This window comes from Prosthecobacter sp. Pr1 (assembly GCF_057652315.1).
In genome coordinates this window covers 127,337-139,292 of record NZ_JBYFBS010000015.1, presented here as the reverse complement: position 1 = coordinate 139,292, position 11,956 = coordinate 127,337, and the positions used below count along the sequence as shown (strand labels likewise).

The 11,956-nt window shown below is 59.7% G+C and carries 15 protein-coding genes; 1 reads left to right on the top strand and 14 read right to left on the bottom strand.

The annotated features are described in order from the left end of the window. Nucleotide 1 precedes the first annotated feature (1 nt). From AC24GY_RS21430 to AC24GY_RS21405, 6 genes are all read right to left on the bottom strand, one after another. On the bottom strand, nucleotides 2-502 hold the full coding sequence (locus AC24GY_RS21430) for a hypothetical protein (protein ID WP_395732915.1): 501 nt from the start codon (nucleotides 500-502) through the stop codon (nucleotides 2-4). A gap of 65 nt (nucleotides 503-567) precedes the next feature. Continuing rightward, the gene (locus AC24GY_RS21425) at nucleotides 568-930 is read right to left on the bottom strand and encodes a DUF4870 domain-containing protein (RefSeq protein WP_487687034.1); all 363 of its coding nucleotides are present in this window, start codon (nucleotides 928-930) and stop codon (nucleotides 568-570) included. A 101-nt stretch (nucleotides 931-1,031) separates the two neighbouring features. Beyond that, complete coding sequence (locus AC24GY_RS21420) at nucleotides 1,032-2,588, bottom strand: Gfo/Idh/MocA family protein (RefSeq protein ID WP_487687032.1); 1,557 nt, start codon at nucleotides 2,586-2,588, stop codon at nucleotides 1,032-1,034. 157 nt (nucleotides 2,589-2,745) lie between these two features. Beyond that, nucleotides 2,746-3,210, bottom strand: coding sequence for a hypothetical protein (locus tag AC24GY_RS21415; protein ID WP_487687029.1), 465 nt, complete (start codon nucleotides 3,208-3,210; stop codon nucleotides 2,746-2,748). A 294-nt stretch (nucleotides 3,211-3,504) separates the two neighbouring features. After that, entirely contained in the window at nucleotides 3,505-3,828 is a 324-nt protein-coding gene (locus AC24GY_RS21410) for a hypothetical protein (protein WP_487687025.1), read from the bottom strand. 348 nt (nucleotides 3,829-4,176) lie between these two features. Beyond that, entirely contained in the window at nucleotides 4,177-5,037 is an 861-nt protein-coding gene (locus AC24GY_RS21405; RefSeq protein WP_422323450.1) for a hypothetical protein, read from the bottom strand. A 151-nt stretch (nucleotides 5,038-5,188) separates the two neighbouring features. Between AC24GY_RS21405 and AC24GY_RS21400 the strand changes: the two genes are divergently transcribed. After that, nucleotides 5,189-6,487, top strand: a complete 1,299-nt coding sequence (locus tag AC24GY_RS21400; protein ID WP_487687022.1) for an MFS transporter — start codon at nucleotides 5,189-5,191, stop codon at nucleotides 6,485-6,487. A 46-nt stretch (nucleotides 6,488-6,533) separates the two neighbouring features. On the opposite strand, the gene AC24GY_RS21395 is transcribed toward AC24GY_RS21400, so the two are convergent. The 8 genes from AC24GY_RS21395 to AC24GY_RS21360 all read right to left on the bottom strand — a co-directional run bounded on the left by AC24GY_RS21395 (nucleotide 6,534) and on the right by AC24GY_RS21360 (nucleotide 11,880). Further along, nucleotides 6,534-6,995 (bottom strand): RNA recognition motif domain-containing protein, encoded by a 462-nt coding sequence (locus AC24GY_RS21395; protein WP_487687018.1) that lies wholly within the window; start codon nucleotides 6,993-6,995, stop codon nucleotides 6,534-6,536. Between the two features lie 245 nt (nucleotides 6,996-7,240). Continuing rightward, entirely contained in the window at nucleotides 7,241-8,080 is an 840-nt protein-coding gene (locus AC24GY_RS21390; RefSeq protein ID WP_487687015.1) for a Spy/CpxP family protein refolding chaperone, read from the bottom strand. Further along, on the bottom strand, nucleotides 8,077-8,424 hold the full coding sequence (locus AC24GY_RS21385; RefSeq protein WP_487687013.1) for a hypothetical protein: 348 nt from the start codon (nucleotides 8,422-8,424) through the stop codon (nucleotides 8,077-8,079). Before AC24GY_RS21385 ends, AC24GY_RS21390 begins: the two co-directional genes overlap by 4 nt. Beyond that, nucleotides 8,408-8,938 carry an RNA polymerase sigma factor gene (locus AC24GY_RS21380; RefSeq protein ID WP_487687010.1) on the bottom strand — a complete coding sequence of 177 codons (531 nt, stop codon included), beginning with the start codon at nucleotides 8,936-8,938 and terminating at the stop codon, nucleotides 8,408-8,410. Before AC24GY_RS21380 ends, AC24GY_RS21385 begins: the two co-directional genes overlap by 17 nt. Nucleotides 8,939-9,013: 75 nt before the next feature. After that, nucleotides 9,014-10,060 carry a hypothetical protein gene (locus tag AC24GY_RS21375; protein WP_487687007.1) on the bottom strand — a complete coding sequence of 349 codons (1,047 nt, stop codon included), beginning with the start codon at nucleotides 10,058-10,060 and terminating at the stop codon, nucleotides 9,014-9,016. A gap of 46 nt (nucleotides 10,061-10,106) precedes the next feature. Then, nucleotides 10,107-10,586, bottom strand: coding sequence for an SRPBCC family protein (locus AC24GY_RS21370; RefSeq protein WP_487687004.1), 480 nt, complete (start codon nucleotides 10,584-10,586; stop codon nucleotides 10,107-10,109). Nucleotides 10,587-10,588: 2 nt separating this feature from the next. Continuing rightward, nucleotides 10,589-11,425, bottom strand: a complete 837-nt coding sequence (locus tag AC24GY_RS21365) for an oxidoreductase (RefSeq protein WP_487687001.1) — start codon at nucleotides 11,423-11,425, stop codon at nucleotides 10,589-10,591. Further along, nucleotides 11,404-11,880, bottom strand: a complete 477-nt coding sequence (locus AC24GY_RS21360; RefSeq protein WP_487686999.1) for a TspO/MBR family protein — start codon at nucleotides 11,878-11,880, stop codon at nucleotides 11,404-11,406. Before AC24GY_RS21360 ends, AC24GY_RS21365 begins: the two co-directional genes overlap by 22 nt. Nucleotides 11,881-11,956: the final 76 nt, after the last annotated feature.

Below are 11,956 nucleotides of genomic sequence, written 5' to 3'. Positions count from 1 at the left end.
CTCAGGCTTCGAGCTTCAGCTCAGGGCGGGCATCGATGGCCTTGGTGAGCGAGATCCAGCCGCCTTCGCGCTGCTGCTGGAACATGTAGAGATACAAGGCAACCTGCTTGGCAGGATACGCAGCGAGCAAGGCGGCCACGGCGGCCTCGGCCTTGTCGTCATCAATCACTTCGGGAAGTTCGGTCACTTCACCTTTGCCATCATGCGCGATCTGCGCGGCATCGAGGAAAGTGATCAGCATCTGCGGCTGACCTTTGAGCAGCCAGATCTGGAAGATCTGCGCCGTCACTTCTTCGTTCGACTTCGTGTTGAGCTGCTCCAGCAGCCACTCGGCCTGCTTGGCACGGGACTTCTCCAGAATGAAAGCAGGACGAAGACGCTTGGCCGGAGCGAGCGAATCAATGACAGCCTTGTATGCAGCGCGCTGATCGGTCTGCATGTAGGTCATGATCTGCATGCGCAGCTCGGCACCGATGGCTTGAAGAAGTTGGTTGGGTCGCATCTGGATTGGGGTGGAAACGGGGAACTCAGCTACCACCACGGCACAGAAGTCGCAACCGTTTTGCCTCACAGCAGGCGAATCGTCAGCGGGAACCGATAAATCCTCCCCTCCGAAGCATTCACGATCCCGATGATGGTCAGCACCACGGTGGCAACGCCCACTGCAATGAGAAGCGGAATGCCGATGAGAATGAAGCAGAGCAAAAAGGACAGAAAACCATACACCAGGAAGCTGAGCTGAAAGTTCAGCAATTCCCGCCCCTGAAGATCGATGTAGCTGCTTTGGTCCTTTTTGACCAGCCAGACGATGAGCGGACCCAAAATGGGGAAACCGACCAGACAAAGCACGTGCATGACGATGCCCAGAGTTTTTTCATCCTGAGTGACGGATGAATACGGCAGCGCGGGAGGTGGATTGGGGGATTCCATGGCACTTTAACCCTACTCCAAAGCAGCCCGCCGCCAATTACAAACACGGAGCCGGTTTCCCGGCTCCGCGCAAAGCATCAAATTCGAAGCTGGCTCTTCGGTTAGTTGATTTCCGGCAGCTTGAATTCGTCCACGTAGTTCTCCATCGCGAGTTTGTTGGCTTCATCGGCGAACTCGCCGGTGAACTTCTCGGAGACGGGATCAAACTCCAGCCAGGGGCCGGCACTGATCTTGTCCACGTTGAGGTCGATCTTGTTGTCCTCGAGATTCTTCACGAAGTGCTCCAGAGTCTCAAGGCCGGCCTTGTCATTCTTGAGGCGCTCCTGCACCTCAGCGACGTTCGCAGCCTTGCCCAGACGGTAGGAGATGTTCGCCAGATGGGCCAGCGAAGCGGCATGGAAACCGTGGGAGACGTGCAGGTTCGGGTTGATGAGCTTGCCGGCACGCACCGAGTTGATGAAGTTGAGCATGTGGTCAGGGCCGTCATTGAAGTTCTCGAACTTCTTGATGGCCTGGCCTTCATTGTCATAAGCCTTGGCCTCAATGACGTAACCGCCTTCGCAATGGATGACGTTGCCGACGCGTGCCGCGGCGGTCTTGCCATTCACGCGGAAGACGGGCTCCAGCTTCCAGTCCATGTCTTTCAAAGGAAGACCGCGGTTGTCAAACAGCAGCGGCGCAGGCTCGTAGGCCCAGAAAGCCATCTGATTGTTCGCGGTCTCGCCGTCATCCTTGTAGCCCCAGCGTCCGCCAAAGCTCATCACGCGCTTGGGCAGCAGTTCGGGATCTCCCAGCGCCCAGCGGCCCACGTCTGTCTGATGCGGCCCTTGGTTGCCGATGTCGCCGTTGCCGAAAGCCCACTGCCAGTGCCAGTCATAGTGGAACTGCGTGCGGCTCACCGGCTGCATGCCACGTGGTCCAGCCCACAGCTTGTAGTCCACATCCACCTCCTGCGGCGCTCCGGCCGGGTCGGTCTTGACGTTGCGCAGATCGTGGAAGGTTCCCTTGATCATCCCGTCCTTGGGCTCGATCGCCGCCGCCACTTTGCCGGTGGAAATGCGCGACTTGTAGTTCACTCCACGGGACAGCGTCACCTTGCCGATGTGGCCTTCCTTCACCCAGGCCATGGCCTCCGCCCAGCCGGGGCTGGAACGGCGCTGCATGCCATGTTGAACAACGAGTCCCTTCTTGGCGACCTTCTCGGCGGCGTTCAAAAGCTGACGGCCTTCCCAAATGTTGTGGCACACGGGTTTCTCCACGTACACATGCTTGCCATGCTGCATGGCCGTCATGGCGATGAGCGTGTGCGTGTGGTTCGGCGTGGCGATGGTCACGGCGTCCACCTCAGGGTCCAGCATGAGCTTCCGGTAGTCGGAGTAAGCTGTGACGGTGTTGTTTTTCTTGGCCTGGCTTGCCACACCCTTCGCGAGCACATTGGCGTCCACGTCGCAGAGAGCGACGATGCGCACGCCCGGGATTTCCTCCAGGCTCTTGATGTGGCCTGCGCCACGTCCGTTAAAGCCGATGACCGCGACACGAACGTCACCATTGGCACCCAGCGGTGCGGAGAAGGCTCGGGATGCGACGAGACCGGCGGCGCCGGCCACAGTGCCGCGAAGGAAGGTTCGGCGGGTGGTTTGGTTTTGTTTTGTTTGCATGGAATGAAGAGTTGGAATCAGGCACGACCGCACCTCAAAAGCGCGGCATGGAATACGTTAAGCCTAGCCAAAACGTCAGCGAAAAGACAACCTTTCCTTTCATTCCCCGCCGTTTATGCCCAATCCCCCGCCGTTTGTGATTCGGCAGACCACCGAATCACATCAACTGCGGGGCGGGCCGCCCTGAATGGATGATTTTTGCGTGGTTTAGCTCCGCAAGATCAAGCAACAGCCCGGGGGAAAGGGTCGAAATGTCCTGCAGTTGCAGGTTGTTCGCCACATTGAATGCGCCCATGTCGGAAAGGGCGCTGTCATCATGCGTCAGGCCCAGTGTGCTCCAGTCCATGAGATTGAAGACACTGCCATAGGTCACCCCGGTGAGGTTGTTCACGGACACCACCACACGCTTGTCAGTGGTATTCGTGCTGCCCAGGACAATCGTGTCTTCAGCCGAGATGAAGTCATGGCTGCCCGAGTGGATGTCATTCCAGCTGGTGCCTGCTCCCGTGTTGGCGATCCCGCCAACGCTGGTGACATAATCCGCAGCGGTTCCGCCGGGATGGGCATGGAACCAGTCTGCAAAGCTCGCATCTGTCGAATCGGCGGAGCTCAGACTTGCCATTGCTGGCCGCAAGTGTGTTCACACCCAGCGCCACACCATAACCATGATTGCCCACGAACGTAATGGCGGCCGTGCTATTCGCTTGGGCGATCATACCAAAGGTGATCGTCTGCCCCGTCGTGGCGTTGCCGTCCGTGGCCGCATGATCCAAATAGATATAGGCGTTTGTCGCGCTGTTGTTGCTGATCGAACGGATTCCCGTGGAAGCCGCGTCCGAGCGAATGTCCAGCCCCTGCCCGTTGGTCGTGCCGCCGCCAGTGGTTCCCGCGAGTTCAATGCTCCGGTTGGCCAGCGTCAGCGCACCCCCAATGTTTTGACTGAAATAATCGATCCCAAGGTGATGGGCGCTCCCAGTTGCACCATGCCGCCCAAGCCGGTGAAGAGGGCTGTGTCTGCACTGGTAAAAGTCACCGCAGCGTCCGTGCTGCTGCCATCCCACCAATACGGCAAAGTGGTGTTCCAAATTCCAGATCCGCCCAGACCAGCCCCCGTGACCGAACTGTTCCCTGCCACTGCAGCATCCGCATCCCAGTAAAGTGTTGCCGCCGCGAGCGGCTGACCTCTCTGCCAGGAGAACATTAACATCATCATCAGCGCGCTGATAAAGGGACGATGCATGCGTAAAAACTTCATGTTTATTTAAATTAGGGGAGGGGGTCGATGGCAAAGGATTGGGCTGGTCGAGATCTAGAATATGTTCATGATTTCCTGCGAAAATTTACGCCAGCATGTTAGCAGACTGTATTTTCGGTTTTCTCTTACTATTCAGGAGCGTAAATTGCGATCAATTCGCAGTTCCTGGAGCCCTCGTCCCCTTCAAAAACCTACAATTTGCGTAGCATCATACCCATGCCACGGCCATTCATTGAAAGGTTGGGGCAGTTGGTTGCACAGCACCTCCAAGACACCACTAATCCCTGACGCGCCCCAGCACCTCACCTAAATTTCCCTACCGTCCCACTGGTCTCAGGGCTGCGGTTTCGGCGCAGGAAGCCGTGCAGCGTCCGGCTCAAAGTCGAGCACGTCCTGATGGGTGCGCAGCGCTTTACGAGCTTTGTCAAAGAAGGAAGAGAGATCTTCGGCGTTCATCTGCTGCTTGTCATCGATGTACGCATGCAGCTTCTGGATCTGGGCGTCCGCATCCAGATTCACCGAACCCATGACCTTCTGGGCCTGCTTGTAGGTGCCGGAGAACTTGCTCTGCGCCTGCTCAAAAGCCTCCTTGGCGCCTTCCTGCCGCAGGTATTCCTTTTCGGCATCACGGAAGTCGCTGCTGAAAAGGCGCTTGAAGAAGCCGCCCTTCGGTTTGGCGATTTGCTTGGAGGCCTGGGCGTCAAAGTAGTTCGCCAGCTCCTGAAACTCCTGCATCGGCTTCTGATATTGCTTTTTCAGGTAGCCGAGCCCGGTGGTGATGATCGAAAGCTTTTCCACTTCCGCCTTCGACAGCGACTGGCCGGTCTTCACCTTGTCTTCCAGCAGGTCAATGTACTGCAGCGTGGTCTTGTTGCCCTCGAAAATGTTTTCAAACTCCTTGGCCGCGATGGCCAGACGCTTGCGCTCGCCCGTGCGCAGTTCGTCGATCTTCTTCTCATGCTCATCATTGATCGCAGTGATCATTTTCTGATGCTGCGCCGCCTGGGTGTCGAGCGTACGCTGAAATTCAGCCGCCTTCGCACTCATCTCTTCAGCATGCGCAGCTTTAATCTGCTCCAGCTCTGCATGCGCCGTTGCAAGATCGGTGTGCGACTGAAACAGGAACCAGCCGAGCACACCGGAAGCGAGAAAGCTCAGCACCAGCAGTGCGGTAAGATTTTTGATGGCGGTCATGATAGGGAAGAGTTGATGAGACTGTGAGGCACGCAAGTCTATTCATTGCGACGCTTTTGCGCTGCAATACACGGCTCATGCATGCCTTCCGATGCTTCATCAAGTCGGAATCCTGTTAGGGCTGGCTGATTTTCTGCGTCTTGTCTCTTCGATGTCTTCTTCCTCCCGCCCCACGATCGTCCGCCATCAAATCCTTGCCACCGCGACGATGGTGGCCTTCCTGATGTATCTGGACCGCATTTGCCTGGCTCAGATCGTGGCCTCAGATTCGTTTCAAAAAAGCGTCGCGCTGGAAGGCTGGCAGATTGACTGGGTAAAGGGCGCGTTCTTCTGGGCCTATGCCCTGGCTCAAGTCCCCGCCGGATGGCTCAGCGATCGCTTCGGCACGCGAATCCTCATCACCATTTACATTGCCACCTGGTCCGTCTTCACCGCCGCCACCAGTTTTTCACTGGGCTTCACCACGCTGCTGATCGCCCGGCTGTGCTGCGGACTCGCCGAAGCGGGCTACTATCCGGCCAGCAGCGGCCTGCTCACCCGCTGGGCCCACATTGAAGCACGCGGATTTGCCAGCAGCATGATTTCCTGGGGCGGGCGCGTCGGGGGTGCGGTGGCACCGGGCCTGACTGCTTTTGTCATTCTGCGCTCTGGCGACTGGCGCTGGGCGGGGTGGATCTATGGTTTGATCGGAGTCATCGTCGCCATCTGCTACTGGCGTGTGTTTCGTGAACACCCGCGCCAGCACCCACGCTGCAACGCAGCAGAGATCGATCTGCTGGCCGAAGGACGCGGTGACTTCCAGCCCATCAAAGATCCACCACGGCGTTTTCCCCTCAAGGCCGCCTGCCTCAGCCTCAATCTTTGGATGGCCAATGCCGTGCAGTTCTTCACCAACATCGGCTGGGCATTTCTCATCCTTTCCCTGCCCGACTACCTCAAGAAAGTCATGCATCTGGAGGAAGGCCTCGCCGGCCTCATCACGACCGGTGCTCTGTCCATTGGCATCGTGGCGCTCCCTCTCGGCGGCTTCATCACCGACTACATCACACGTCATCATGGCAAACGCATGGGCCGCATGCTGCCCATGAGCGTGACCAAATTCGCCGCCGCCGGCTGTTATGTGCTGGCCTTGTGGACGGACTCTCCCTGGGGCATGGCCGCAGCCTTTGGCATGGCCGCCTTTTTCGGCGATATCGGTCTGCCTGCCATGTGGACCACCATGCAGGACATCAGCGGCAAAAATCAGGCGCAGCTCTTTGGCTGGTCCAACATGTGGGGGAACTTCGGCGCCGCCATCATGCCCATGCTCTTCACCCTGGTGCTCAAGTCTTATGACACCAATCACGATTTCCACGAGGGCGTGTGGATGTGTGCCACGGCGTTCGTGCTCGCCGGTGTGTTTGCTCTGTTCGTGAACGCAGAAAAGCCCGTGATTCAGGAGGGCGCATAACGCTCTCACCGGATCACGGGCGTAAAGTCAAAAACAGGGTCAGGTGTTACCAGCCGCCGCCGTCGCCGCCGTCGCCACGGTTGCCACGGTCGAAACCGCCGCCACCGCGCTTGCCGCCACCGCCGCCGCCACCACCGTAGCCGCCACGGCCACCGCCGCCGCCGCCACCACCGTAGCCGCCACGGCCACCGCCGCCGCCGCCACCACCGCCGCCGTAGCCACCGCGACCACCACCACCGCCGCCGCCTGCCGGACGTTCTTCACGTGGGCGGGCTTCATTGATGGCAAGCTTGCGGCCCATGAATTCCTGGCCGTTTTGCGCGTTGATCGAAGCATTCATGGCTTCTGCGGAGTCCATGGTCACGAAGGCAAAGCCGCGCGGACGACCACTTTCGCGATCCATCGGGAGGAAGACTTCGGTGACACCACCGTATTGTGAAAACAGCTCACGAATGTCTTGTTCTTGAGCGGCGAAGGGCAGATTGCCCACGTACATCTTGGTATTCATATCTTTCGTTGTTGGGTGCCGTCCTCTGCCTCGTGTCAGAACCAGCCCCGATCATCGGTATATGAACACCAACGGATTCAAAATCACCTGATGCACGACTGAGCCTGACCCTTAACAGGTGACTTACGGCGTTTTATCGCCGGAAAATGGCCAAAGGCAAACGAAACTTTTCTACGGTTTCACCCCGACGTCACCCTCAGGCGGAGCGCTGCTTTCCCGTCCTTAGATCCAGTTTCCCGCCCAGGTTACTTCTTCAGCTTGCCCTCCACATAGGTGAGAATGCGCCCCACCTTGTCGGCGTCCTGCGCCTCCTTCGCGGCTTCAAAGGCCGTCTTGGCCTGCACAAGCTCACGCAGCAATGGCAGGGAGATGATTTCCTGCCCCGCCGCATGCACGCTTTCGTAGCGCTCCCGCAAAGTTTCGACATCGGTGCTGCCGGGCTCGAATTTGGCAAAATCCACCTTCTCCACTTCGGCGTCCAGCTCCTTGAAGTGCGAGTCTTCCATCAATTCATCCAGCTCCTTGTTGGCTTCGGCAAACTGACTGGCTTTGATCAGCTTTTCGATTTCTTCACCTCGATATTTCATCGCCTCGGTAGGCGGCACGCCGATGGCTTCCACCGCGGCCCTGAGCTTGCCGGCTTTCTCCTTCACTTTCGCCTCCAGTCCTCCACCTGCAGCCAGCTTCGGCGGCCCCAGTTTCTTCGCTTTGCCAAGTTGTTCCGGTGTCAGGACATCGCGCACGCCAATCAGCGTTCGTAGCTGCAGTTGTTTGACCGCAGCTTCCGCATCCAAAAGCTTGGTCAGCTGCGCTGCGGCCACGTCAGCACTGGTGCTTGGGTCCTGCAGCAGTTGATTGAGCGCTTTCTTCTGCTCCTGCACCGCCTGCTCCAGCGGTTCTGCCTGGGAGCGCGCGTCGCTGAGCTGGGAGTTGAGTTTGGTCTGCTGCTCTTCCGTCAGGCCCAGCTGCTCACGCACCGAGGCGATCAGGTCTGGATGCAGCAGCCCGCTTTTCAGCCAGTCTTCGACTTGGGCAGCAGGCAAACTGGCGACGGTGAGCAAAAGGCAGCAAAGGAGCTTTTTCATGGGTTGTAGGGGTTGAGATGATCGGGCAAAAGAAAGTCGGAAGGCGCTTCAAAGCTCATGAGTGATGGCTCCATGCTGGCAAACAGCTCGCCTGGCTGAGACTCAAACAACGGCGGCAGCGCCTCGCTCAGTCGCGGCTCATGCATGGGCGCGTGGGTGAAGAATACCGCCGCCACGATCACACTGGCTGCCACCAGTGCCGCCGGAATCCACCGCAACGGGGTGGCAGGCCTCTGCCGGGGTCCGTCCAGCAGCTCCGGTCTCCAGGCAGGCGCGTCTTCCCGGTCAAGCCGGCGCGCGTGTGAAAAAATCTCGAGCAGGTCGTCGTCAGACTGCGGTTTCATGCAGGTGGTCGGGTTGCAGCAGCGTCCGCAGGCGCGCTTTGCCGCGTTCGTAATGCTGGCGCACGGAACCGATGCCCACTCGCATCACCTCCGCCGCTTCGTTGAGCGTGAGATCCTGGTAAAACACCAGATGCAGTACCTCCGCCTGCCGTGCCGGCAGTTGCGCCAGGCAGCGCCGCAGCTCGGCCGTGCGCTCGTCCAGCTCCATCTTTCGTGCGGGCGACGGTTGTGGATCGTGGGCATCGCCCGTGAACTGCAGCAGCAGCTTGCCCAGCAGGGATTCCCGGTAGCGCAGCCGCCGGAACTCCTCGTGCGCCGTGAAGCGGATCACCCCAAACCACCACGTCTTGAAGCTGGAGCGCCCGTCGTGCTGCGCCCGTTGCTGGGCCAGTTTGAGATACGCGTTTTGCAGCACATCCTCCGCCCTCCCATGCTCGCCGGCACAGCAGTGCAGCGCCCAGCCAAAGGCGTCGGGATGCAGGGCTTCGAGCTGGTCGGCAATGGCGCGTTCCATTCATTTCCCGCTGAGTGACGCGGGCGTGCCGCGTTGTATGACACCTTCCTCAAAAAAACCAGCCGCTTCCACGCCTCATTTGAGCAGCACCCCAAGACCCAGCACCAGCGTCAGGATCAGCATGCCGCCCGCGGCATACCACAACTGCACGATCTGCTCGGGCGTCATCAGCCCCCGCTGGGGCAGCAGCGCCACGGCAAAAATCAGCCCCACCTGCAGCCAGCTCACGAGAAGGAACACCTTCGGAGTGTAGGGCTTGGGATGCGAATGAACCGCCTCCTCTATCGTCATGATCGGCACCCCTTCATCCGCAGGGAGAACCGACGGCGGCGGCAGAACCAGCGGACGCCCCGTGGTCACCAGAGCCTGCTCCTCCTTTTTCACCAGATGGATACCGCCTTCCTCACTGCCATTCGGGCTTCCCTGCCGTGCGATGATCTTGGGGGCATATTCGGCGTTCTTCGCCAAAATGGATGGCGCATGCGGTGCTGCCGCCACAGGCACCATCGGCTTCGCCACGGGATGCGTCATTGCCGCTGCCTCGCCAGAGCGAAAGAGCAGCACCCGGCCGCTAATGCTCAAACTCACCGGCAGCTCCAGCTCAGCCTCGGTTTCACCCGCACGTCCGACCCAGCCCACCACAGCCGACTCATCCAGCACCTGCACCAGCACTTTGTTCCCTGCCCCCCATAGGGCCAGCAGCACATCCGGACAGCCTGCATCTGGAATGACCACCTCGCAGCCATCACTCGCACCCAGCAGCAGCGGCTTGTCCGGCTGCATCACCAGCCGGGTTTCCCCCGCGCTCAGACCTTGCAAAACGAGCTCGCGCCCAGCCTTGCCTTGGTCCGCTTTGAAAGGACGCTGCAGCTCCAGTTCCATCCCCGCCAGCGTGACCTTCCACGGCAGCGGCTGCGCATAAGGCACACTGCCATTGGCCGGATGCACCACCAGGAACTGACAGCCGTTCACAAACTGCGCCGTCAGCTCCACCTCCTGCGCAGCCTCCCCCGTCAGTCGAATGCTGCATGTCTCGCCACGCCCGACACTGATCGTCTCACCGTCCTGCACCAGCAGAAAGCGTCGGCGGCCGTTCAGTTCGTAAGCAACAGGGATCTTCATGCTAGGGGGTGTTTAAACGGCAACCTCACTCAAGTCGAACAAACGATCATCCCTTGCTCGGGCTACAATCGAAAAGCTGCCTCACCGCCTTCTCACGATAGGCAAAGATGCGCTCCAGCTGCGGCCGCACCAGCCAAGCATGCGCCAGATCTCCCAGCGGTGCAAAGGGCAGCACATACGTCGCCTTGTCCTCCATCTCGATTCGGCCGTCGCCCAGATCGTGAAACTCATGCTCATGATGCCACACCGCATACGGCCCCACACGCTGCTCGTCGATGAACCGCACTCCGGGCTCCACCAGCGTGATCTCAGACAGCCACGTCATCGGCAGCCCGAGCAGCGGCCTCACACGATACGCGATCATCATCCCCTCCCGCACCTGCGGCACCAGATCCGGCGTGATGATTTCAAACCCCAGTTCCGGCGGCGTGATCTTCGCCAGATTCCTCGGGTTCGAGAAAAAATCCCACGCCTCCTGCCGCGTGGCCCGGATGATCTGCTTCGTGTGCAAGGTGTGAACAGCCATGGTCAGCTGGGGAAATCCGTGTTCACCGCCACCTCTCCCCACTGCTCCACCTCACGTGTCAGCGCCGCCGCCTTGTCCCGCATCTTCTTCACCACATACTTGCCCAGCGGCAGCCGCAGCGGTGCCTGGCCATCCAGCACCATCTTCACGATGGCCTCCGCCGCACGCACCGGGTCTCCCGGCTGCTTGCCGTTCACCGTTTCCAGAAACGTGGCAAACTTGCGCGCACTGCCCGCATAGTCCTCGATCTCACCCGCCGCCTTTTCCAAACCTCGCGCGATGAAGTCCGTCCGAAACGGTCCCGGCTGCACCAGCGTCACCTGAATTCCCAGCGGCGCCAGCTCCAGCCGCAGGCTCTCGCTCATCATCTCCAGCGCTGCCTTGGCTCCTCCATAAATGCCAAAGCCCGGGTAGTTCGAAATCGCCGCCGCCGCGCTGATGTTCACGATGTGCCCGCTCTTCTGCGCCCGCAGCATCGGCAGCGCCGCACGGATCACATTCAGCGGCCCAAAGAAATTTGTCTCCATGCTGCGGCGGATCTGCTCGTCACTGCACTCCTCCACCGCACCGATCAGTCCGTAGCCCGCATTGTTCACGATCACATCCAGCGTCCCCGCCGCCGCGATCACCTCGCGCACGCTGTCCGCATCCGTGATGTCCAGCGCCATCACCTCACAGCTTCCCGCACGCTCCAGATCCGCGATGCTCCTGATATCCCGCGCTGTGGCGATCACACGCTGCCCCGCCGCCAGCGCCGCCTCCGCAATCGCACGGCCAAAGCCGCTCGAACATCCTGTGATCAGCCAGTTCTTTTGATTCATGCGGGATTCAGTTTCCATAGGGTGAAATTCAGGACCGTCGCAAACGTGACCCACGCCAGATACGGCACCAACAGCCATCCGGCTGCCCTGTTCACACGACGAAAACTCAGCAGTGTCGCCAAAATCGCAATCCACAGCAGCGCGATTTCGATCAGCGCCCAGCCAAGCTGATGCGCCCCAAAGAAAATCGGCGTCCACGCCGCATTCAGCGCCAGTTGCACAAAGTACAGCGTCAGCGGTCTGGCACATCCCACACGCTTCCACACCAGCCACGCCGCCACCGCCATCAGCGTGTACAGCAGCGTCCACGCAGGACCAAACAACCACGCCGGCGGATTCCATGACGGCTTCTGCAAGGCCGCATACCACGCGCCCGGCATGGAGCCCACACTCAGCAGCGGCGCGCAAAACGTGATGACGATGAATCCGGCCAGCACGAGGCCATGGCGCTTGTTGGAGGGTTGTTCACTCATGAATGCCTTCGATTACGCCTCCCACCGCCGCTTTGCCTGTTTTTAGGAAAGCTGGCATCGCAAAAATCTCAGGATT